This is a genomic window from Mesorhizobium sophorae, from assembly GCF_002270415.1.
In the GTDB taxonomy this organism is placed as follows: Bacteria; Pseudomonadota; Alphaproteobacteria; order Rhizobiales; family Rhizobiaceae; genus Mesorhizobium; species Mesorhizobium sophorae.
Genome location: NZ_NNRI01000007.1, coordinates 1135835 through 1155581, shown reverse-complemented (window position 1 = coordinate 1155581; position 19747 = coordinate 1135835). Strand labels below are relative to the sequence as shown.

The 19747-nt window shown below is 63.7% G+C and carries 23 protein-coding genes; 13 read left to right on the top strand and 10 right to left on the bottom strand.

The features are described from left to right. The first annotated feature begins 36 nt into the window (after positions 1–36). On the top strand, positions 37–741 hold the full coding sequence (gene dnaQ / locus CGZ66_RS10025; protein ID WP_095083879.1) for a DNA polymerase III subunit epsilon: 705 nt from the start codon (positions 37–39) through the stop codon (positions 739–741). Positions 742–828: 87 nt separating this feature from the next. Here the strand turns inward: dnaQ and secB are convergent, their stop codons facing one another. Beyond that, positions 829–1329, bottom strand: coding sequence for a protein-export chaperone SecB (gene secB, locus CGZ66_RS10020; RefSeq protein WP_095083878.1), 501 nt, complete (start codon positions 1327–1329; stop codon positions 829–831). A gap of 194 nt (positions 1330–1523) precedes the next feature. Continuing rightward, positions 1524–2024 carry an FxsA family protein gene (locus CGZ66_RS10015; protein WP_095083877.1) on the bottom strand — a complete coding sequence of 167 codons (501 nt, stop codon included), beginning with the start codon at positions 2022–2024 and terminating at the stop codon, positions 1524–1526. 199 nt (positions 2025–2223) lie between these two features. Between CGZ66_RS10015 and CGZ66_RS10010 the strand changes: the two genes are divergently transcribed. The 4 genes from CGZ66_RS10010 to CGZ66_RS09995 are packed head-to-tail and all read left to right on the top strand — an operon-like array spanning position 2224 to position 4978. Beyond that, positions 2224–2931 (top strand): Tim44/TimA family putative adaptor protein, encoded by a 708-nt coding sequence (locus CGZ66_RS10010; RefSeq protein ID WP_095083876.1) that lies wholly within the window; start codon positions 2224–2226, stop codon positions 2929–2931. 25 nt (positions 2932–2956) lie between these two features. Next, entirely contained in the window at positions 2957–4063 is a 1107-nt protein-coding gene (gene mltA, locus CGZ66_RS10005; RefSeq protein WP_095083875.1) for a murein transglycosylase A, read from the top strand. Continuing rightward, positions 4060–4605, top strand: a complete 546-nt coding sequence (locus CGZ66_RS10000; RefSeq protein ID WP_095083874.1) for a Smr/MutS family protein — start codon at positions 4060–4062, stop codon at positions 4603–4605. Before mltA ends, CGZ66_RS10000 begins: the two co-directional genes overlap by 4 nt. Before the next feature lie 10 nt (positions 4606–4615). Beyond that, positions 4616–4978, top strand: coding sequence for a helix-turn-helix domain-containing protein (locus tag CGZ66_RS09995; protein WP_095084378.1), 363 nt, complete (start codon positions 4616–4618; stop codon positions 4976–4978). Between the two features lie 85 nt (positions 4979–5063). Here CGZ66_RS09995 and CGZ66_RS09990 read toward each other — a convergent pair whose 3' ends face one another. From CGZ66_RS09990 to CGZ66_RS09970, 4 genes are all read right to left on the bottom strand, one after another. Beyond that, positions 5064–5300 (bottom strand): hypothetical protein, encoded by a 237-nt coding sequence (locus tag CGZ66_RS09990; protein WP_095083873.1) that lies wholly within the window; start codon positions 5298–5300, stop codon positions 5064–5066. Positions 5301–5635: 335 nt separating this feature from the next. Next, a complete protein-coding gene (locus tag CGZ66_RS09980) occupies positions 5636–6253 on the bottom strand; it encodes a transglutaminase-like cysteine peptidase (protein WP_095083872.1) in 618 nt (205 codons plus the stop codon). A 197-nt stretch (positions 6254–6450) separates the two neighbouring features. Continuing rightward, a complete protein-coding gene (locus tag CGZ66_RS09975) occupies positions 6451–7728 on the bottom strand; it encodes a polyhydroxyalkanoate depolymerase (protein ID WP_095083871.1) in 1278 nt (425 codons plus the stop codon). 313 nt (positions 7729–8041) lie between these two features. Next, positions 8042–8401, bottom strand: a complete 360-nt coding sequence (locus CGZ66_RS09970; protein ID WP_095083870.1) for a septal ring lytic transglycosylase RlpA family protein — start codon at positions 8399–8401, stop codon at positions 8042–8044. Between the two features lie 309 nt (positions 8402–8710). Here CGZ66_RS09970 and CGZ66_RS39840 point away from each other — a divergent pair, with 309 nt between their 5' ends. Continuing rightward, positions 8711–8896: a hypothetical protein gene (locus tag CGZ66_RS39840; RefSeq protein ID WP_095083869.1), complete on the top strand. Its 186-nt coding sequence runs from the start codon at positions 8711–8713 to the stop codon at positions 8894–8896. Between the two features lie 8 nt (positions 8897–8904). Here CGZ66_RS39840 and CGZ66_RS09960 read toward each other — a convergent pair whose 3' ends face one another. After that, positions 8905–9093, bottom strand: a complete 189-nt coding sequence (locus CGZ66_RS09960) for a hypothetical protein (protein ID WP_095084376.1) — start codon at positions 9091–9093, stop codon at positions 8905–8907. Between the two features lie 945 nt (positions 9094–10038). On the opposite strand from CGZ66_RS09960, the gene CGZ66_RS09955 reads away from it, so the two are divergent. Together CGZ66_RS09955 and CGZ66_RS09950 are read left to right on the top strand one after the other, a co-directional pair. Then, entirely contained in the window at positions 10039–10488 is a 450-nt protein-coding gene (locus CGZ66_RS09955; protein ID WP_095083868.1) for an RrF2 family transcriptional regulator, read from the top strand. Positions 10489–10516: 28 nt separating this feature from the next. Then, positions 10517–11851 carry an FAD/NAD(P)-binding protein gene (locus CGZ66_RS09950; RefSeq protein ID WP_095083867.1) on the top strand — a complete coding sequence of 445 codons (1335 nt, stop codon included), beginning with the start codon at positions 10517–10519 and terminating at the stop codon, positions 11849–11851. A 4-nt stretch (positions 11852–11855) separates the two neighbouring features. Here CGZ66_RS09950 and CGZ66_RS09945 read toward each other — a convergent pair whose 3' ends face one another. Continuing rightward, positions 11856–12626: a type 1 glutamine amidotransferase domain-containing protein gene (locus CGZ66_RS09945; RefSeq protein WP_095083866.1), complete on the bottom strand. Its 771-nt coding sequence runs from the start codon at positions 12624–12626 to the stop codon at positions 11856–11858. A gap of 123 nt (positions 12627–12749) precedes the next feature. Between CGZ66_RS09945 and CGZ66_RS09940 the strand changes: the two genes are divergently transcribed. Further along, positions 12750–13097 carry a winged helix-turn-helix transcriptional regulator gene (locus tag CGZ66_RS09940; RefSeq protein WP_095084375.1) on the top strand — a complete coding sequence of 116 codons (348 nt, stop codon included), beginning with the start codon at positions 12750–12752 and terminating at the stop codon, positions 13095–13097. A gap of 8 nt (positions 13098–13105) precedes the next feature. Here the strand turns inward: CGZ66_RS09940 and CGZ66_RS09935 are convergent, their stop codons facing one another. Beyond that, a complete protein-coding gene (locus CGZ66_RS09935; RefSeq protein ID WP_095083865.1) occupies positions 13106–13753 on the bottom strand; it encodes a cysteine hydrolase family protein in 648 nt (215 codons plus the stop codon). Next, complete coding sequence (locus CGZ66_RS09930) at positions 13750–14082, bottom strand: hypothetical protein (protein ID WP_095083864.1); 333 nt, start codon at positions 14080–14082, stop codon at positions 13750–13752. Before CGZ66_RS09930 ends, CGZ66_RS09935 begins: the two co-directional genes overlap by 4 nt. Before the next feature lie 298 nt (positions 14083–14380). Here CGZ66_RS09930 and CGZ66_RS09925 point away from each other — a divergent pair, with 298 nt between their 5' ends. The 4 genes from CGZ66_RS09925 (at position 14381) to CGZ66_RS09905 (ending at position 19719) form a co-directional block, all read left to right on the top strand. Further along, positions 14381–15820 (top strand): pyridoxal-phosphate dependent enzyme, encoded by a 1440-nt coding sequence (locus CGZ66_RS09925; protein ID WP_095083863.1) that lies wholly within the window; start codon positions 14381–14383, stop codon positions 15818–15820. Next, entirely contained in the window at positions 15817–17001 is a 1185-nt protein-coding gene (locus CGZ66_RS09920; RefSeq protein WP_095083862.1) for a trans-sulfuration enzyme family protein, read from the top strand. The genes CGZ66_RS09925 and CGZ66_RS09920 overlap by 4 nt, the downstream gene beginning before the upstream one ends. A gap of 278 nt (positions 17002–17279) precedes the next feature. Further along, positions 17280–18251: a GlxA family transcriptional regulator gene (locus tag CGZ66_RS09910; RefSeq protein WP_095083861.1), complete on the top strand. Its 972-nt coding sequence runs from the start codon at positions 17280–17282 to the stop codon at positions 18249–18251. Positions 18252–18414: 163 nt separating this feature from the next. Next, on the top strand, positions 18415–19719 hold the full coding sequence (locus CGZ66_RS09905; protein WP_095083860.1) for a M24 family metallopeptidase: 1305 nt from the start codon (positions 18415–18417) through the stop codon (positions 19717–19719). The last annotated feature ends 28 nt before the right edge of the window (positions 19720–19747 follow it).

Here is a 19747-nt window from a genome sequence, read left to right as displayed (position 1 = left end):
GTCTTATGATTCTGCTCGCCTGGAGCGACTGATTCGATGCGTGAGATCATCTTCGATACGGAAACCACCGGCCTCGATTCGCGCGACGACCGCGTCATCGAGCTTGGCGGCATCGAGCTGGTCAACCGCTTCCCGACCGGCAAGACCTTCCACCACTACATCAACCCTCAAGGGCGGCCGATCCACGCCGAAGCGCAGGCGGTCCACGGCATCAGCGCCGCGGACCTCGCGGGCAAGCCGACCTTTGCCGAGATTGCCGAGGAGTGGCTGGCCTTCATCGACGGCGCCAAGCTGGTCGCCCACAACGCCACGTTCGACGTCGGTTTCCTCAATGTTGAATTCGGCCGGCTGGGCCACCCGGTCATCGACAATGGCCGTGTCGTCGACACGCTGGCGCTGGCGCGCCGCAAGCACCCGATGGGCCCCAATTCGCTCGACGCGCTCTGCCGGCGCTACGGCATCGACAACACAAGGCGCACCAAGCACGGCGCCTTGCTCGATTCCGAACTGCTGGCCGAAGTCTATATCGAGCTGATCGGCGGCAAGCAGGCTGCCCTCATCCTCGACAGCGCCACCGCGCCGGCTCGGGGTAACGAGAATGTCCGCCAAATTGAAATCACCATCAGCCAACGCCCGGCCCCCTTGGCGCCGCGCCTGACCGAAGCCGAGCGCGCCGCGCACGCAGGCATGGTCGCCACACTCGGCGAAAAGGCGCTGTGGTTGAAGGTTCTTGGGAACTAAGGTCGTTCCGTACGCGATCCGCCGGCATCTCCAAACAAAAAACCCGGCGCGAGGCCGGGTTCTTCACAATCCAAACAAAGGCAAGCCTCAGCTCACCTTGACGTTCGACGCGGCCTGGTCTTCCGCCAGTTTCTGCTGGAACATCTGCGCGAAATCGATCGGGTCGAGCATCAGCGGAGGGAAACCGCCGTTGCGCGTCGCTTCGGCGATGATCTGCCGGGCGAAGGGGAACAGCAGGCGGGGGCATTCGATGAACAGGATCGGCAGCATGTGTTCCTGCGGGAAGCCGCTGATCGCGAACACGCCGCCATAGATCAGCTCGACATTGAACAGCACTTCCTGGTCGAAGGAGGCCTTGGCGTTCAGCGTCAAATTGACGTCGAACTGCTTGTCGGAGAGTGGGTTGGCGTTGACATTGACGTTGATGGCGATGCCGGGCGCCTTGTCGCGGCCGCGCAGCGAATTCGGCGCGCCGGGGCTTTCGAACGACAGATCCTTCACATACTGCGCCAGGACGTTGAGCGACGGCTGTGCCGCATTGCCGTTTCCGTTGGCTGCGCCGGGCGCCGCGTCATCTTTGCTTGCCATAAGCCTTTGTCCTCTTGCCTGGGCAGCATCGCTGACCGAATTGAAATCGGGCGTTCGCTACCATGGTCGGCATGACAAGACAAGGTTTGCCACCTTATGCATGTCGCCCAAAAGTGCGCAGCGGTTTTGGGACGACGACATGCATCAAAGCAAAATTTCAGGTGCGCTTCAAACGCACGTCGCCTTGCTCAGGCCTATTCGTCCTTGAGGCGGCGCCAGGGAGAGTTGTGGTCCGGTCCGCGCGCATAGTCGTCGCTGCGCGAATAATCGCCATCGTCGAGGTCGATGGTCTTGTCGCGCTGCCGGCCGCGGAACCCGCCGGTGCTGAAATTGGTGGCCAGCACGACGCGGCCCTTCAACGCCCGCCAGGCGAGATCGCGGACCGGCGGCAGGAACAGCAGCAGGCCGATGATGTCGGTGATGAAGCCGGGGATGATCAAAAGGATCGCCGCCAGCACGATCATCGCGCCATGCGCGAGCTGCCGGCTCGGATCTCGGCCGGCGTCCATCTCGGCCCGGATCCGCGTCATGACGCTGAAACCCTGGTGCCGGAGCAGCAAGGCGCCGGCGATGCTCGACGCCAGCACCAGTCCGACCGTCGCCAGGGCGCCCACCTGGCGTCCGACAATCACGAAGCCGGCGATTTCCAGCAGCGGCAGCGCCAGGACAAAAAGGGGAAGGAACGAAATGCGCAAGTCTTGCCAACCCTTTTCGATCGTTTTGGCCGTTGGCGATCAATCGCCGCTGGCACTGGGCCTGTTAGATAGGTATGCCTGCCTTTGATTTGAATGATTGCGCCTTGCGTTCTATATGCTTTGAATGTTGAACGCTATGCGACCGTAGCCCTTGGGGCCGGCGGTCCGGCTACAAGGCAGGGATTGATTGGCGGAAGATATGGGATTCTTCGACTTCGGCACGATTTTCTTCCTGATTGCGGCAGTGGTCATCTTTTTCCAGCTGCGCAATGTGCTGGGCCGACGCACCGGCAGCGAACGGCCGCCCTTCGACCCCTATACGGCGGCCCGCAGCGGCGACAAGGATGCCGCCCAGAAACCCGAAAATGTCGTCTCGCTGCCGCGCAAACGCTTGCCGGGCGAGCCGGCGGCCGAGACCTATGCGTCTATTGACGCCTTCGCCAAGCCCGACACCGACCTCAACAAGGGATTGCGCACGATCAAGGACAACGATCCGTCCTTCGAGCCGAAGAGCTTCGTCGACGGCGCCAAGATGGCCTATGAAATGATCGTCATGGCCTATGCCGACGGCGACCGCAAAACGCTGAAGAACCTGTTGTCGCGCGAAGTCTATGATGGCTTTGTCGCCGCGATCGGCGAGCGCGAGGCCAAATCGGAAAAGATCCAGTCCTCCTTCGTCGGCATCGACAAGGCCGACATCGTCTCGGCCGAGATGAAGGGTGGCGAGGCGCATGTCACGCTGCGCATCATTAGCGAGCTGATTTCGGCGACCCGCGACAAGGCCGGCGCTGTCATCGATGGCGACCCCGAAACCGTCGCCGAGGTCAAGGACGTCTGGACGTTTGCCCGCGACACGCGCTCGCGCGATCCGAACTGGAAGCTCGTCGCCACCGAGGAAGAAGACTGAATCCGGTAGAAGTGGCGAGGCTCCGGTGTCGCTATCGCCTCTTTTTGTCGGAAAATCCTTCGGCGCCTTGCCCGGCTGGGATGAGGACGACCATCTCTCTGCCTTCGCGGCCTTTCGCCGTTCCGCCTTCCACGTCCTGACCAAGCCCTATCGCAGCGGTTCGCTTGGTGTCGACTTCAACGCCTTTGCCGAGGCCTACGCCGAGGCCCGCATTGTTTCGCCGGCGAATCGGTCGCAGGCCCGGGCCTTTTTCGAGCGTCATTTTATCCCGATGAATATCCGCGCCGAGAACGGCGCCGCCGGCCTCGTCACCGGCTTCTACGAGCCCGAAGTCGAGGCGTCGCTGATCCGGACGAAGCGATTTTGCGTGCCGCTGCTGTCGCGTCCGGCCGATCTCGTCGATATCGACGACGCCAATCGGCCGCCCGGACTGGACCCTTACCTCGCCTTTGCCCGCCAGACGCCGCAAGGACCGGTCGAATATCCCGACCGCGGTGCCATCGAATGTGGCGCGCTTGACGGCAAGGGACTGGAAATCGCCTGGCTGGCCGACAAGGTCGATGCCTTCTTCATCCATGTGCAGGGCGCGGCCAGACTGAACATGACCGATGGCCGGCTCCGCCGCGTCACCTACGCCGCCAAATCCGGCCAACGCTTCACAGGGCCCGGTAAAATCCTCAGCGAAATTGGCGAGATCCCGCTGGAAAAGGTGACGATGCAGTCGATCCGCGCTTGGTTCAAGGCGCACCCGGATCGCGTCGACGAGATCCTTTGGCAAAACCGCTCCTACATCTTCTTCCGCGAGGCCGATGTCGAGGACGCCGCCCTTGGCCCGATCGCCGCCGCCAAGGTGCCGCTGACGCCGGGCCGCTCCATCGCCGTCGATCGCCTGCTGCACACATTCGGCACGCCGTTCCACATCGATGCGCCGTCGCTGACAGCTTTCGACGCAAAACCGTTCCGGCGCCTGATGATCGCGCAGGACACCGGCTCCGCCATCACCGGGCCGGCGCGCGGCGACCTGTTCGCCGGCTCGGGCGATGCGGCAGGCGAGATCGCCGGCGTGGTGCGCAACGCGGCCGATTTTCATGCGCTGATCCCGCGTGCGCTTGTTCCGGGTGCGAATCGATGAGCCGGCGGCCAGCCAGACCGAGCGAAGCCAAGCTCAGCGAGGACGACCGGGTGCTGTGGAACCTGGTGGCGCGCACGGCCAAGCCGCTCAAGGGCAGGATGGCCGTCGACATCCCCGATATCCCGGCCGAGGCCAAGCCGATGCAGACGCAGCCGGCCCAGCCTGTTGCCAACCAGGCAGGCGCTGCAAAGCCAAAGACCCAGCATGTCGCGCACGCACTTGACGAACCGACGCTGGACAAGCTGTCGAAGGGGCGGCTGCCGATCGAAGGCCGGGTCGATCTGCACGGCCTGACCCAGGACGAGGCCTATTCGCTGCTTTTCTCGTTCCTGCACCGGGCGCATGCCGGCGGCATTCGCTACGTGCTGGTCATCACAGGCAAGGGTTCGTCCTCCGGCGGCGACGGGGTGCTGCGGCGCGCCGTGCCCGCCTGGCTGTCGACGCCCGCCTTCCGGCCGCTGGTCTCCAGCCACGACCATGCCGCCCGCAATCATGGCGGCTCTGGCGCGCTTTATATCCGGCTGCGGCGGCAGCGCGCATGAAGACGCGGGCATGACGCCGTTCGGCGAGAAGCTGAGGGCGCTCCGAAGCGAGCGCGGTGTCAGCCAGAAGGACATGGCGGCGGCGATCGGCGTCAGCGCCGCCTATCTGTCGGCGCTGGAGCATGGCAGGCGCGGTGCGCCGACCTGGACGCTGATCCAGAAGGTCATCGGCTATTTCAACGTCATCTGGGACGATGCCGAGGAGCTGGCGCGGCTGGCCGAAGCCTCGCATCCGCGCGTGAAGCTCGACACGTCGGGCCTCAGTCCCGCAGCCACCGAGCTTGCCAATCTCTTGGCCGAGAACATCGAGAAACTCGACGAGGCGGAACTGCGCCGCATTACCGCCTCGATCCGCGCGGCACTGGGCCGGTAACCGTAGCGAGGCCGGAGCCGCGAGTTTTACACCCGCGTCCGCTTCTGCCTGAAGAGCTGCCCGCCGGCGGTCCGCTGCGTCGAGATCATTTCTTGCCCGCCGCGCCGCCCTTATCTCCCCGGCCGCCATTGTCATTGTGGCCTCGACCACCGTTTCCACCGCCCAGACAGTTCGAGTCGCCATTGCTGCAGCAGCGCCCCGCCCACAGGTCGTTGGTCAATGTCTTGGCGCAGCCTGGAATGGTCTGATCTGCCAAAGCGGATCCGGCCAGCGCCGATACCGCGACGGCGGCGAGAAGGGTATTTCGCAAAAGTGCAGTCATCGGAAGTCTCCATGGTTGGTTTCTATCCACGGCCATGTGTCGTCGGCCGGGAGGGAATGGTTCATGGAGAATGCGGAATTGTTGGAAGCGTGAAGTGCAGGGCCTGCAACGCCGCGCTGTCCCTCATCCGCCTGCCGGCACCTTCTCGCCGTATAGCGACGGGGAGAAGGGTGATCGCTGCGACGTTGGCGCCCGTCTCGCGACGACGACAATTGGCGAAAATATTGATTACATGGCCTTTCTCCCCGTCACTACACGGGGAGAAATGTCCGGCAGGACAATGAGGGGCGGCGCCGAGTTTCGGTATCTGCCGAAGGGAGCTGAAGACGCGTGTTCTACTGAACCGAACCGACCAGGACCTGCTGGCCGCCGCGGATCGAGACCCAGCGGCCGGTGTTGTCGATCGCCTGCCGCTTGAGGAAGCGGTAGCCGGTCTGGTCCCACGACTTGACCTTGTCGTTCAGATTGTCGAGCACAAAGTCGCCCTTGTCGGTGCGCACCGTCAGTACCGCATGGCCCTCGCCGTCGGGCTTGCGCACGACGGTGATCAGAAGGTCGGCAAGCGTGATGCCCATGCGCGAAAGCTGGCGCCGCTTCTCCAGCACATAGTCCTCGCAGTCGCCGACGCCCTTGTCGGGGTAGGCCCAGACCTCGTCCTTGCCGTAGATTTCCATGTCGCTCATCGGCTTGACGGCGGCGTTGACCCTGGCGGTGACGTTAATCAGCTTGCGCATCAGCCCGTCGGTCATCGCGGCCGGCGCCAGATTGCTCGGGCGGATCGAGCATTCGCCCGGATGGAGCTTGCAGAAATCATAGTGGCCGATCGGCTGCGAGGTGAGGCCCCCGGTTGCCATTGCTCCAGCCGCCAAAGCCGGTACCACCCAGCCTCCCGTTGCTGCCAGCCCGGCCGCTACGTACACGCGCAGCCTTCGCGCCATCGATGAGGATATCATTGTCCCCGTCCACCCTTAGTTATTAACGAAAGGTTAAAGGGGATTTACAGTCCGTGTCAATTACGACGACGGTCGGATTGATAGCATGGTTACCCGAGGGGCAGGACAGCGGCACTTGTGCAACAGAATCGGCTGCACAGCACTGGCCGTCTGGCCAGCTTTGCCGGCCAATTGGCCCGGATTTTCGCTGCGGGAACCTATCTTTTGGCGACGCGGACCAGCTTCGGCTTCACCGCAACGCGGTTCTGGCGACCATAGCTGGTGATGAAGTCGACGATGCGCGGCACGATTTCGGAGCGGAAGCGCGAGCCGTTGAACACGCCGTAATGGCCGACCGCCGGCTGCATGTAGTGCGCCTTCTTGTCGGCGGGGATGTTGGGGCACAGGTCGTGCGCCGCCTTGGTCTGGCCAAGGCCGGAAATGTCGTCATTCTCGCCTTCGACCGTGAACAGCGCGACGTTGCGGATATCGGACGGATCGATCCGGGTGCCGCGATGCGTCATCTCGCCCTTGGGCAAGGCGTGGCGCACGAAGACGGTGTCCACGGTCTGCAGGTAGAACTCCGCCGTCAGGTCCATCACAGCCAGATATTCGTCGTAGAAATCGCGGTGCTTCTCGGCATTGTCGCCGTCATGCTTCACCAGGTGCATGAAGAAGTCCTTGTGGGCGATGATGTGGCGGTCGAGATTCATGCTCATGAAGCCGGACAGCTGCAGGAAGCCGGGATAGACCTCGCGGCCGAAGCCCGGCACCGGCCACGGCGCCCGCATCACGACATTCTCGCGGAACCAGTCGATGCCCTTTTCCTCGGCCAGGAGATTGACCGCGGTCGGGTTGCAACGGGTGTCGATCGGCCCGCCCATCAAGGTCATGGTCGAGGGCACGAAAGGGTCGCCGCGCGTCTCCATCAGCGCCACGGCCGCAAGCACCGGCACGGAAGGCTGGCACACCGCCATCACATGGGTGTCGGGGCCGAGCGCGTGCAGCATGTCGATGATGTAGTCGATGTAGTCGTCGAGATCGAAACTGCCGTCGGCGAGCGGCACCATACGGGCGTCGACCCAGTCGGTGATGTGCACGTCGGCATAGGGCAGCATCGCTTCGACCGTGCCACGCAGCAGCGTCGCATAGTGGCCCGACATCGGCGCCACGATCAACAGCTTCGGATCCGCCCGGCGCCCGGCGGGCACGGCGCGTTCGAAGCGGAGGAGATTGCAGAACGGCCGCGACCACACGGTCTTCTCGGTGACCTCGACGCTCTTCCAGTCGACCACCGTCTTGTCGAGGCCGAATGTCGGCTTGCCGTAGCGGCGCGTGGTGCGCTCGAACAGTTCGGCGGTCGCTGCGACCGAGCGGCCCCATGATGTATGCGAAAACGGATTGAGCGGATTGGTGTAGAACATTCGCACCGCGTCGGCATAGAGACGCGCGGGCTGCATGGCGGCGTGGTTCATTTCATAGAGCTGGTAGAACATCGAGAACCCCGCTGCTGCCTGCGACTGAAGGGACGACGAGCAGCGTCATGCCTTGAATGTCTCGCGGGGAAGTTAACAACTAATTGCTGCGATGCAATACGTCATGTGGCGTGACTAACGCTTCTTTCGTCCAAAGCCTTGAAAATCCGGCCTGAACGGCGCAGCCGGCTCACTGTGCGGCGCGAAGTGTGTAAGAAATGTGTCTGGCCCTGCGCCGGACACCCGACCATGATTCCCGAAAAGTGGATTGCGGTTTTCTCGGACAAACGGAAAACCGTTTTGTCCAGAGATCATGGTCCGGGCAATGGCAATATCAGACGCGCGCCATGCAGACGGCGGTATGGCCGGAACCGATGAAGCCGAGCTGGCCGGCGGCACCCTTCGACAGGTCGAGCACGCGCCCCCTGATGAACGGGCCGCGATCGTTGATGCGCACGATGACGCTGCGGCCGTTGTTCTGGTTGGTCACCCGGACCTTGGTGCCGAAAGGCAAGGTACGATGGGCTGCGGTCATCGCCGACGGGTTCATGCGCTCGCCCGACGCGGTTTTGGAGTGCAGGGCGTACCAGGAGGCACGACCGCACTGGCCGGCGGCGGCTGCCGAAGATACGCCGGCCATCAGGCCAGCAACCAGCGTTACCGCGACAAGCGCGGTCTGTTTTGTCGTATTCATATCTGGGGGATGGCTCCGTTTTTGACAGTCCCCAGCCGTTAGGTGTCGAATAAGGCGTGAAATGCGGCAATCATCTGGCGGTTCCATGGCAGTGGCACACGTTTGGAGTCGCCGGGTAACAGTCTGTTAGGGATTTTCGATAGGCAAATGATCAATTGGCGATGATCTTCGTGCCGACTACAGCGACTTGTTTGACAAGATCGACCGACAGTATCCAAGTAGAGGCCGAAGCGTTCGGGCCATTTCCTTTGGCTCTTTCATCGCGCTCACCACGCCGCAACCGATCGACTTCGAAAGGGAGATCCGTCAATGAGACTGACCAAAAATCTGCTGGCGTTGATCGTGCTTGCCATCGGAGCGCTGTGGTCGCTGCAGGGCATCGGCGTGGTCGGCGGCAGCTTCATGACCGGCCAGTCGCAATGGCTCTATACCGGCATCGTCACCATGCTGGTCGGCATGGCCGGACTGGTATGGGCAAACCGTTCTACAGGGTGAGTTGCCCTTCACTGCGACCAGTATTGCCAGGCCCAGTAAAATCTTTCGTCACGCGGTGGCAGGCGGTCGCGCCCGGCGTCCCAGCGCACCGGCGCCGGCGATCGCGGGCCATCCTCTTTTGTCCGTTTGTCATTGGACGCCAGGCCCAGCAGCCAGGCGCCGAAACGGCTGAACAGCGCGGCGGTGGAATGGGTCATCGTCATTCTCCCTTTTCTGATCATTCCTTCCCGCCTTGAGGTCGTCGGCCATGGCCGGACCGAGGAAGGGCACCGGCAAGGGCTGCCGACGAAAGCAGGATGATGCGTCGCGAAATGGTGGACATGAAGGGCTCCTGAAAAAGAGAAAGCCGGAATGCCCGACGATAGTCATCTAATTCTATAGCTCTTATAGAGTTAAATCCTTCCAGCCAGGACGGGCTTGTTAGAATAAATGCATTGGTGGTGCGGTGCCGCAGCGGACAAGCGGGCTGACTTTCGAGATTGGGTGAAGCCCACCAGCTTCGCCATCCCTGGGCGGAGCGACGCGAAGCGAAGCGGAGCGCAGACCCTGGTATCCATGCCGTGATGTCAGAGCGCCGCTACGATGCAGAAGACAAGAACGGGATGGCGACAGAACGGACGTTGATTCTCCTCCGTTGCATTCTTCGACGGATGTCACGGCATGGATCCTCGGGTCTGCGCGACGGAGCTTCGCTCCTGCTCCGCCCGTGGATGACGAAGTCGGGGGCCGCCTCGACAGCTTGGACGCTGGGAACGAACGAGAATTCCCGCCGCGACCCTCCCCAGGCAAATCCATGCCTCAAACAGCCATGGATTTAGAAACCGGTTCCGCGTGTTCGAGAGTAAGTATAGTAATCTTATCGACATTGGGAACTGGAGGCGACGATGAGCGGCCGCCGTATCGCGATGATCGTTGACAGCGCACATGGGCTGTCAAAGCCGTGCGGCTGTGTCCCTGCGGGCACAAAAGCCTGCCAAAATGGCCATCGCGCCTGAAAACGAAGCAAAATCAACAGCTGTTGGCTTGTACATCATGTCACTAGAATTTATGTGTCATGGCAGCTTGGACGCGGCGGGGTCGCAGGTCGGGCGTTTGGCCACCGATGGTTTCGCGCCGTCGCATGACAGAGAAATTTTGATTCCATGCTCACGAAAAAGGGCAAGTACGGCCTCAAGGCGCTCGTACACCTCTCGCGACTGCCGGTCGGACAGCTCGCTTTCGTCAACGACATCGCCACCGGCAACAACATCCCGAAGAAATTTCTCGACGCCATCCTGGGCGAGCTGCGCAATGCCGGTTTCGTCCAGAGCCGCAAGGGCAAGGAGGGCGGCTATCGCCTGGCGCGGCCTGCCGACGAGATCAAGGTCGGCCACGTCGTGCGCGTGCTCGACGGCCCGCTGGCGCCGATTCCTTGCGCCAGCCGCACCCAGTACCAGCGCTGTGAAGATTGCAACGAGGCGACATGCCAAGTCCGACATCTGATGCTCGAGGTCCGGCAGGCGATCGCCGAGGTGCTCGATCAGCGCAGCCTCGCCGAGATGCGCGACATGGCTGTCGACGACCTGCCGGTGGTGGTGAAGGTCCAGGCCTGACGCGCGCACTTCGCACGAGGCCGGGTGCATGACCGGGCGCGCCAACTCGATCATCATTGTCGGCGGCGGCGCCAGCGGCGTCGTGATGGCCGCGCATCTCTTGAAATCGCCCAATCCCGATCTGCGCGTCACGCTGATCGAAAAGCGCCCGCATTTCGGCCAGGGCATAGCCTATTCCACGCTGCTGTCGGCGCATGTGCTGAATGTCAGTGCCGCCGGCATGAGCGCCTATGCCGACGATCCCGGCAATTTCTGGCGCTGGCTGTTGGAGCGCGGCCTGGCGACATCGGACCAGGCGCCGGTCTACGCGCCGCGCAGCCTCTATGCCCGTTACCTCAAGGAACTGCTCGACGAGCTGGAAACGCGAGAACGCGAAACCGGCCGGTTGCGCCTGATCCGTGAGGAGAGCCTCTCGATCACGCCGACCACGTCCGGCGTCGAGGTCGCGCTCGCCAACGGCACCAGCGTCGTCGCCCATCTCGCCGTGCTGGCGACCGGCCATGACGAGGAGCCGGCGCAGGGGCATGCGATCAGGATGGGCTCCGAAGCCGACACGGCACTTGCCCCCGACAGCCGCGTCATGGTGCTCGGCACCGGTCTCAGCATGGTCGATGCCTTCCTGTCACTGGAGCAGCGCGGTCATAGCGGCGACATCGTTGCCGTGTCGCGGCGCGGCCTGCTGCCGTCGCCGCATCGCAAGGGCAATCCGATCAAGCTCGACGTCGCCGACATTCCGCTTGGCACCCAGCTTTCCTATTTCGTCGGCTGGTTCCGCGACCTGATCAAGCAGAACCAGAAGGCCGGCATCGACTGGCGCGACGTCGTTGACGGCTTGCGGCCGTTCAACCAGAAGATCTGGCAGAACTGGCCCGCTTCCGCCAAGCGCCGCTTCGTCGAACACACCAAGGCCTGGTGGGACATCCACCGCCACCGTATGGCGCCCGAAGTCTATGCCCGCGTGACCGAGGCCGTGCAAACCGGCCGCATCCGCCTGGTCGCCGGGCGCGTCGCCGACATCGCCCGGAACGGCGACTTCACGGTCCAGGTCCAGTCGCGCCACACGCAGGTCCTCGAAACCTTCGAGGTCGCCCGCATCTACGATTGCTCGGGCATCGTCAGGGACATCTCGACCTCATCGAACAGCGTCGTGCGCTCGCTGGTCGACCGCGGCCTGGCGCGGCCGGACCCGCTGCGCATCGGCCTCGACGTGTCAGCCAATTGCGAGATCATCGCCGGCGACGGCGGCGTGTCCGCCAAGATCCTGGCCGTCGGCCCACTGACGCGGGGCACCTTCTTCGAGATCGACGCCATCCCCGACATCCGCGTTCAATGCGCCAGGCTGAGCAAGCGATTGCTGGGCTAGGAGCCTAGCCGCCCAGCGCCTCGCAAACGGCGCGTGCGGTCTCGGCGCCTGAAAAATTCTGCTGGCCGGTGATCAGATTGCCGTCTCGCACGGCAAAAGGCCGCCAAAGTCCGGCCTGGATATAGTTGGCGCCGATTGCCTCCAGCTCATCCTCGATGCGCCACGGCATCAGATGCTTTCCGCGCTCGAGCGCGCCCATCTCCCAGGTTGCCTTGTCGGCAAAATCCTCCTCGACATTGGCAAAGCCCGTCACCGTCTTGCCGGCCACGAGCAGTGATCCGTCCGCGCGCCGGGCATAGCGCAGCAGCGCGGTGCCGTGGCACAACGCGGCGGCAACCTTGCCGGCCTCATGGAAGGCGACGAACGTCCGTTGCAGGCCTGTCGCGTGCTCATAAGTGAACATCGGCGCCTGGCCGCCGGCGACGACAATCGCGTCGAAGCTTTCGACCTCGATCTCCGCCACCGGTCGCGTGTTGTCGACTTGGGCACTGAGTTTCGGGCTCGATATGAAGCCGAGCGAGATGAGGTCGGTCTCCGAATAGCCCGATGGGTCGCGCGGGTCGCTTAGCGCATCGGCCTCGCATCTGCCGCCATCGGGCGAAAAGATCTCCACCGAATAACCGCGTTCGGTGAAAGCGAGCCACGGGTGGGTAAGCTCGCTCCACCAGAAGCCGACCGGCCACCCGGTCGTGGTCGAGAGCGCCGGGTTGGCGATGACGATCGCCACGCGCTTCGGGTTCTTTGCATCGACCGGATTGGCGTCCCGCACGCTCATCGCCGCTCTCCCTTTGAAGGCCTGCTGCCGACTGATACGGACGCGGCCCTGCGCTGCCTAGCTGGCCAGATGGCCTGGCAAATTCTGCTTCCGTCGCTGCCGGGCCTTGCCTACCATGCGTGCATGACCCAACGCGGTAGACTTTACGGCTGCCCGGTCGAGTTCGCACTCGATGCGCTCGGCGGCAAATGGAAGACGGTGATCCTGGCGCGGATCAAGCAACAGCCGCTGCGCTATTCCGAACTGCGGCGTACGATCCCGTCGCTGTCCGACAAGATGTTGACGCAGCGGCTCGCCGATCTCGTCGACATCGGCTTTGTCGTGCTGGAGGCGTCGCCCGATGGCAAGGGGCGCTACACCTTGACCGACCGCGGCCGCGATCTGGCTGCCACCTTGCAGGCGCTCTATGACTGGGGGGACGTGCACGGACGCGCTGTCGGCGTCCGCTTCCGCACCGAGATCGAGGCCTAACAAGGCGCCTATCTCCCAGTGGCGAGCGCGCCGCAAAAACCCGCGACATCGGTAATGATGGCTTCGCCAAGAAAGCGCAGCGTCGCCATCGAGCGGTCGCGCGCTTCCCGGTTGCCGAAGCCGCAGGCGTCCTCGATCACCACCGCCACGAAACCATTGTCGGCCGCCTGCCGGACCGTCGGCTCGATGCCGATTTCCATCGCCACTCCGGCGAGTGCGATCGCACGCACCCCGCAATCGTGCAAGGCGAAGCTGAGCGCTGTGGAATCGAAGGCCGACATGGTCAGCTTGTCGAACACCGCCTCGTCGGCGCGTGGCGCGAGTTCGGGGATGATTTGCGTGGCTTCGGCATCGCGCGGGAACCACGGCTCGACCATGTCTGGGCTATCGCACCGCTGCCAGGCCATGGCGGTGCGCAGCTGGGTTGCGCCCATCCATTTGCGCGGCAGCGACAAATGGCGTGTGAACGCCACTCGCATGCCCGCCGAGCGCGCCGCTTCGAGCGCGATGCCGGTACGCTCGACGATCGCTGCCGCCCCAGTGATCTGGCGACAGATGCCGACCTGCATGTCGTAGATCACCAGCGCCATGCGGTGCGGATCGCACCACTGCGCTAGGCTGGTCGGGATCTCGATGCCTTCGCTTGACCGGATCATGCGGCCGTCCGGTCCCGGGGTTGGGCGATGTCGATGGTGGGGTCGAACAGATATTCGAGCGGCAAGGGTGCGGCGTCGAAGGCGAGAAAATGCCATTCCAGCAGCCCGGCCTTCGACAGCGGAAAATCGTCTGTGTAGCGCCTTGCCGCCTCGACGCTGTCGAGCTCGAAGACGATGATCACTCCGCCGACATCGGCTCGTGCGTAGTTTTCGCGAACGATCCCCGCCTTCCAAAGTCGCCAGACATTCGAGACCTCGTCGCGCAGATAGGGTTTCAGATCGTCGATGGTGACGCCGGGTTTGAAATTGTCATAGGCAATGATCTTCATCGAAGGTTTCCCTGCGTTTGGCCCCCGACGCCATCCGCGACCGCATCAGGGCGCCTCATGCCTCCCGGCTAGCATGCGGAAATTGCGGCTCGCAACGAACGAGTTGGTGCGTCGAGACGATCGGTGGCCGTGCCGAGGAAATCAGCCTGTCAGGGCCGCGCCGCCAGATTGTGGAATGACATTCTCCATCTGGCCGGTTGATTGGCACGATCTATCTTCTTTCCGACTGCAAAGGGCTGGAAAAGAGGATACGCTGCCGCTCTGCCCCGAGGCGGTCGCTTGATCATGGAGCATCGATATGAGCGAGCAGAAGATCGCCGCGGCTGGCAGTGCGCCCCCGGAAAGCGCAACATCCCGCCTGCGTCCGCCCTATGCGTCGGTTCTCGACCTGATCGGCCAGACGCCGGTGGTCGAGCTGACCAAGTTCGACACCGGCAAGTGCCGCCTGTTCATCAAGCTTGAAAGCCAGAACCCCGGCGGCTCTATCAAGGACCGCATCGCACTGTCGATGATCGCCGCCGCCGAAAGGCAGGGCAAGCTCAGGCCAGGCGGCACCATCGTCGAGGCAACCGCCGGCAATACCGGCCTCGGTCTTGCCCAGGTCGGCATCCCCAAGGGCTACCGCATCGTGCTGGTCGTACCCGACAAGATGTCGCGCGAAAAGATCCAGCACCTGCGCGCGCTCGGCGCTGAAGTGCGCATGACCCGCTCCGATGTCGGCAAGGGCCACCCCGAATACTACCAGGACATGGCGGAGAAGATCGCCGCCGAAGTGCCGGGCGCCTTCTATGCCAACCAGTTCGCCAACCCTGCCAACCCGCTGGCGCATGAAACGACCACCGGTCCGGAAATTTTTTCGCAGCTCGGCGGCGATGTCGATGCGGTGGTCGTCGGCGTCGGCTCCGGCGGCACGCTGACCGGGCTTGGCCGCTACTTCGCCAAAGTGTCGCCGAAGACCGAAATGGTGCTCGCCGATCCGGTCGGCTCGGTGCTGGCGCCGCTGATCAAGACCGGCAAGATGGAAGAGGCCGGCAGCTGGACGGTGGAAGGCATCGGCGAGGATTTCGTGCCGCCCAATGCCGACCTGTCGCTGGTGAAAAAGGCTTACGCCATCCCGGACAAGCAGAGCATGCTGGCGGTGCGCGACCTCTTGTCGAAGGAAGGCATTCTCGCCGGCTCGTCGTCGGGCACGCTGCTGTCGGCCGCCCTGCGCTATTGCCGCGAGCAGATGGTCGCCAAGCGCGTCGTCACCTTCGTCTGCGACAGCGGCAACAAATATCTGTCGAAGGTCTTCGACGATTTCTGGCTGGCCGAACAGGGCCTGGCCGAGCACGAGCAGCATGGCGATCTGCGCGACCTGGTCATGCGCACGCACCGCACCGGCGACACCGTCTATGTCGGCCCGGACGAAAGCCTGCTCAACGCCTATGGCCGCATGCGTCGCTCGGATGTCTCGCAGCTGCCGGTGCTCGACAATGGCAAGCTCATCGGCATCGTTGACGAGAGCGATATCCTCGCCCATGTCGACGGCCCCTATGACGGCCGCTGGGAGCGCTTCAATGGCCCGGTGCGCACGGCGATGACCTCCAGCCTGCACACGCTGCAGGCCAGCCAGACGCTCGACGCGTTGCTGCCGGTGTTTGACCGCAACGAGGTCGCCATCATCTTCGACGGCGACGAGTTCGTCGGCCTGATTACCCGCATCGACCTGATCAACCATTTGAGGCGCGCACGATGACCAGCCACACACCACCACCATCGGGCAAAAATCGCCTGGCCTTCTCGACGCGGACCATCCATGGCGGCCAGAGCCACGACCCGCTGACCGGCGCGGTGATGGTGCCGATCTACGCCACCTCGACCTATGGCCAGCAGTCGCCCGGCGTGCACAAGGGTTTCGAATATGCCCGCAGCCAGAACCCGACGCGCTTCGCCTTCGAGCGGGCCGTGGCCGACCTCGAAAGCGGCTCGGCAGCTTTTGCCTTCGCCTCGGGCCTGGCGTCGATCGCCACCGTGCTCGAGCTGCTCGATTCCGGCGCCCATATCGTTGCCACCGACGACATCTATGGCGGCTCCTTCCGGCTGATGGAGCGGGTGCGCAAGCGCTCGGCCGATCTCAAGGTCAGCTTCGTCGACTTCACCGACCTTGCCGCCGTCGAGGCGGCGATCCGCCCGGAGACGAAACTGCTCTGGGTCGAGACGCCGACCAACCCGCTGCTGCGCATCGTCGACCTAGAAGGTGTCGCCGCCCTTGCCAAACGCAAGGGGGTTCTCACCGTCGCCGACAACACGTTCTGCAGCCCCTACATCCAGCGGCCGCTGGAGCTCGGCATCGACATCGTCGTCCACTCGACGACCAAATATCTCAACGGCCATTCCGACATGGTCGGCGGCGTCGCCGTGGTCGGCGACAACAAGGACCTCGCCGCGCAGTTGAAATTCCTGCAGAACGCCATCGGCGCCATTTCGGGTCCATTCGACAGCTTTCTAGCGCTGCGCGGCCTGAAGACATTGGCGCTCAGGATGGAGCGGCATTCCGCCAACGGCCTCAAGATCGCCCAATGGCTGGAGGCCCGCAAGGACGTGCGCCGGGTCATCTATCCCGGCCTCGCCAGCCATCCGCAGCACGCCATCGCCGTCCAGCAGATGCATGCCTTCGGCGGCATGATATCAGCCGTGCTCGACCGTGACCTCGCCGGCACCAAACGCTTCCTCGAACGCACGCAACTGTTCACGCTGGCCGAAAGCCTCGGCGGGGTGGAGAGCCTGATCGAACACCCCGCGCTGATGACGCATGGCTCGATCCCGGCCGAGAAGCGGACGGAGATCGGCATTTCGGATTCGCTGGTGCGGCTGTCGGCGGGGATCGAGGACGGCGATGATCTGATTGCGGATCTCGACCAGGCGCTGGGGGGTTAGGGGTCGGGGTTTCTCCACGCGGCTCGCACGCATGAATACTTGCCAATGTCGGCGCAGCCCCTCATTGCCCTGCCGGGCATTTCTCCCCGTAAACGGGGCGAAAGAAGCTGGCCGCGTCCGTTGGCGATTGGCGAAAGCTTAGATGACAGCGTCCCTCTCCCCGTCACTATACGGGGAGAGGATGCCGGCAGGCAGGTGAGGGGCGGCGCCAACCTCTCGCAATATGGGTTCACCACCCAGTTGACCCCGAACCCCATCTGCCCGAATTGTAGCGCCCCATGGCAGCGCACGCCCCTCAAAAACCCGCCGAAACGCCCCTCACCTTTGCCGTGCTGGTGTTTCCCGGCTTTCCGATGATGGCGTTTAGCTCGGTCATCGAGCCACTGCGCGCTGCCAATGTGCTGGCCAAGCGGCAGTGCTATCGCTGGATCATCGTCGGGGCGACCCCGGGGCCGGTCGAGGCCTCGAACGGCGTCGTCATCCAGCCGGGCTTTTATGCCGGGGATGCGCCGAAGGTCGACCGGATCGTCGTCTGCTCGGGCGGCGATGCCGACCACCTCGTCGCCGAGGATGCCGCCAGCTGGATCCGCAAAAGCCTGCGCAACGGCGCCCATATCGGCGCGGTGGCGGATGCCGCGTTCTTTCTGGCGCGCGCAGGCCTGCTCGACGGCCATGCCTGCACCTTGCACTGGACCAGCCAGGCCGCCTTCACCGAGGCGTTCCCCAACATCGAGCTCAGGCGCGACCTCTATGTCATCGACCGCAAGCGCTTCACCTCGGCCGGCGGCGTCGGCAGCCTCGATATGATGCTGGAGATCATCACCCGCGACTATGGCGCCGAGCTTGCCGCCGGCGTCGCCGAATGGTTCGTGCACAGCCAGCTCCGCTCCAGCATCGATCGCAAGATGATGCCTTTGCGCCTGCGCACCGGCGTCCAGAACGAGCTGGTGCTGTCGGCCATCGCCATCATGGAAGATGCGGTCGAGGAGCGGCTCGGCATGGCCGAGCTCACCGCCAGGCTCGGCGTGTCGTCCGACAAGCTCGAACGCTCCTTCCGCTCCGAACTCGCCATCTCGCCCAACGGCTACTACCGGCGGCTGCGGCTGAAGCGCGCCGCCGGTCTTCTGGCGCATTCGACGCTCGCCGTGCGCGACGTGGCGCTGGCCTGCGGCTTCGCCTCGATGTCGAGCTTTGCCCGGGCGTTTCGCGAGGAGCACGGGCATCCGCCGAAGCTGGCGAGACGGCATTAGGGTGGCGGAGGTACTAGGCGCGAGGTCGAGTTCCGTCCCACCCTCCAGCGCCCCGCACTAACTGCCAGCGGCATCCCGCATAACCCCTGCGGTTTTCCGCACAATCCTTCCGCCCCTCATGCGCCATGGTCAACCCTTACAACCCAGCCAAGGCCTTACCCCCATGAGCATCGTCGTATTCGATCCCGACAGTACCGAGGACGTCGACTTCAAGGATCGCATGCGCCACCCCGCGGCGGCCGATCCGGCAGGCGGCATGTGGCTGTCCGACACCGAGCCGTCCTTCATCGATGCGGATGCTTTGCGAAAAGGCCGGCTGGCAAAGCTGCGCGGCTGGATGCGCGAGGCCGGCTATGGCGGCGTGGTGCTGTTCGACCCCTACAACCAGCGCTACGCCACCGGCTCGCGCAACATGTTCGGCTATTTCCTGCGCAACTCGACCCGCTATTTCTTCATCCCCACCGTCGGGCCGATCGTGCTGTTCGAATACCCGCAGAGCTACCATGTCTCGATGGTGCTCGACACGATCGACGAGGCGCGTCCTTCCAAGCTGGTCTGGTCGTCGGTGTCAGGCCGCGACGACGAGACTGCCGGCCCCTTTGCCGACGAGATCGCCGAACTGTTGAAGCAGCATGGCGGCGGCTCGATGAAGCTCGGCCTCGACCGCTGCAGCCATCTGCAGGCCCTCGCCTTGGAAAAGCGCGGCTGCGAGGTCCGGGATTGCCAGGGCGAGATCCTCGCCGTGCGCGCGGTGAAGACGCCCGAGGAAGTCAAATGCCTGCAAGTGTCGATGGCCGGCGCCGAGGCCGCCGTCTATGCCGTACGCGAGGCGATCAAGCCCGGTGTGTCGGAGAACGACCTGTTCGCCATCATGTATGGCGAGGTCATCCGCCAGGGTGGTGAATTCATCGAGACCCGGCTGTTGACCTCCGGCCAGCGCACCAACCCGTGGTTCAACGAGGCCAGCGGCCGCAAGATCCGGCCCGGCGAATTGTTGGCGCTCGATACCGACACCATCGGCTGCTACGGCTATTATTCCGACTTCTCCCGCACCTTCCGCTGCGGGCCGGGCAAGCCGACGCCCTACCAGAAATCGCTCTACCGCATGGCGCATGACCAGGTTCAGCACAACATCGGAATCGTCAAGCCCGGCATGGCCTTCCGCGAGATCGCCGAAAAGGCCTGGAAGATCCCCGACCGCTTCGTCGACCAGCGCTACACCTCGGTCATGCACGGCGTCGGCATGCATGGCGAAACGCCGTTCATCGCCCACGCCATGGATTACGAGACCTATGGCCGCGACGGCCATATCGTGCCAGGCATGGTGGTCAGCGTGGAAAGTTATATCGGCGAGAAGGGCGGCCGCGAGGGCGTCAAGCTGGAGGACGAGATCCTGATCACCGACACTGGCACCGAACTCCTGTCGCGTTTCCCGTATGAGGACGAGTTTTTGGAGAAGCAGGTTTGACATCCCTCGTCATCCTAGGGCGGAGCAA

What these genes read in the sequence shown, in the direction of transcription:
- CGZ66_RS09940 (WP_095084375.1), top strand. Translation starts at nt 12,750, where the DNA reads ATGACCCAACGCGGTAGACTTTACGGCTGCCCGGTCGAGTTCGCACTC.
- CGZ66_RS09920 (WP_095083862.1), top strand. Translation starts at nt 15,817, where the DNA reads ATGACCAGCCACACACCACCACCATCGGGCAAAAATCGCCTGGCCTTC.
- CGZ66_RS09950 (WP_095083867.1), top strand. Translation starts at nt 10,517, where the DNA reads ATGACCGGGCGCGCCAACTCGATCATCATTGTCGGCGGCGGCGCCAGC.
- CGZ66_RS09910 (WP_095083861.1), top strand. Translation starts at nt 17,280, where the DNA reads ATGGCAGCGCACGCCCCTCAAAAACCCGCCGAAACGCCCCTCACCTTT.
- CGZ66_RS09980 (WP_095083872.1), bottom strand. Translation starts at nt 6,253, where the DNA reads ATGATATCCTCATCGATGGCGCGAAGGCTGCGCGTGTACGTAGCGGCC.
- CGZ66_RS09925 (WP_095083863.1), top strand. Translation starts at nt 14,381, where the DNA reads ATGAGCGAGCAGAAGATCGCCGCGGCTGGCAGTGCGCCCCCGGAAAGC.
- CGZ66_RS09905 (WP_095083860.1), top strand. Translation starts at nt 18,415, where the DNA reads ATGAGCATCGTCGTATTCGATCCCGACAGTACCGAGGACGTCGACTTC.
- CGZ66_RS09960 (WP_095084376.1), bottom strand. Translation starts at nt 9,093, where the DNA reads ATGACCCATTCCACCGCCGCGCTGTTCAGCCGTTTCGGCGCCTGGCTG.
- CGZ66_RS09975 (WP_095083871.1), bottom strand. Translation starts at nt 7,728, where the DNA reads ATGTTCTACCAGCTCTATGAAATGAACCACGCCGCCATGCAGCCCGCG.
- CGZ66_RS39840 (WP_095083869.1), top strand. Translation starts at nt 8,711, where the DNA reads ATGAGACTGACCAAAAATCTGCTGGCGTTGATCGTGCTTGCCATCGGA.
- CGZ66_RS09990 (WP_095083873.1), bottom strand. Translation starts at nt 5,300, where the DNA reads ATGACTGCACTTTTGCGAAATACCCTTCTCGCCGCCGTCGCGGTATCG.
- CGZ66_RS09995 (WP_095084378.1), top strand. Translation starts at nt 4,616, where the DNA reads ATGACGCCGTTCGGCGAGAAGCTGAGGGCGCTCCGAAGCGAGCGCGGT.
- CGZ66_RS10010 (WP_095083876.1), top strand. Translation starts at nt 2,224, where the DNA reads ATGGGATTCTTCGACTTCGGCACGATTTTCTTCCTGATTGCGGCAGTG.
- CGZ66_RS09930 (WP_095083864.1), bottom strand. Translation starts at nt 14,082, where the DNA reads ATGAAGATCATTGCCTATGACAATTTCAAACCCGGCGTCACCATCGAC.
- secB (WP_095083878.1), bottom strand. Translation starts at nt 1,329, where the DNA reads ATGGCAAGCAAAGATGACGCGGCGCCCGGCGCAGCCAACGGAAACGGC.
- CGZ66_RS09955 (WP_095083868.1), top strand. Translation starts at nt 10,039, where the DNA reads ATGCTCACGAAAAAGGGCAAGTACGGCCTCAAGGCGCTCGTACACCTC.
- CGZ66_RS09935 (WP_095083865.1), bottom strand. Translation starts at nt 13,753, where the DNA reads ATGATCCGGTCAAGCGAAGGCATCGAGATCCCGACCAGCCTAGCGCAG.
- CGZ66_RS09945 (WP_095083866.1), bottom strand. Translation starts at nt 12,626, where the DNA reads ATGAGCGTGCGGGACGCCAATCCGGTCGATGCAAAGAACCCGAAGCGC.
- dnaQ (WP_095083879.1), top strand. Translation starts at nt 37, where the DNA reads ATGCGTGAGATCATCTTCGATACGGAAACCACCGGCCTCGATTCGCGC.
- CGZ66_RS10000 (WP_095083874.1), top strand. Translation starts at nt 4,060, where the DNA reads ATGAGCCGGCGGCCAGCCAGACCGAGCGAAGCCAAGCTCAGCGAGGAC.
- CGZ66_RS09970 (WP_095083870.1), bottom strand. Translation starts at nt 8,401, where the DNA reads ATGAATACGACAAAACAGACCGCGCTTGTCGCGGTAACGCTGGTTGCT.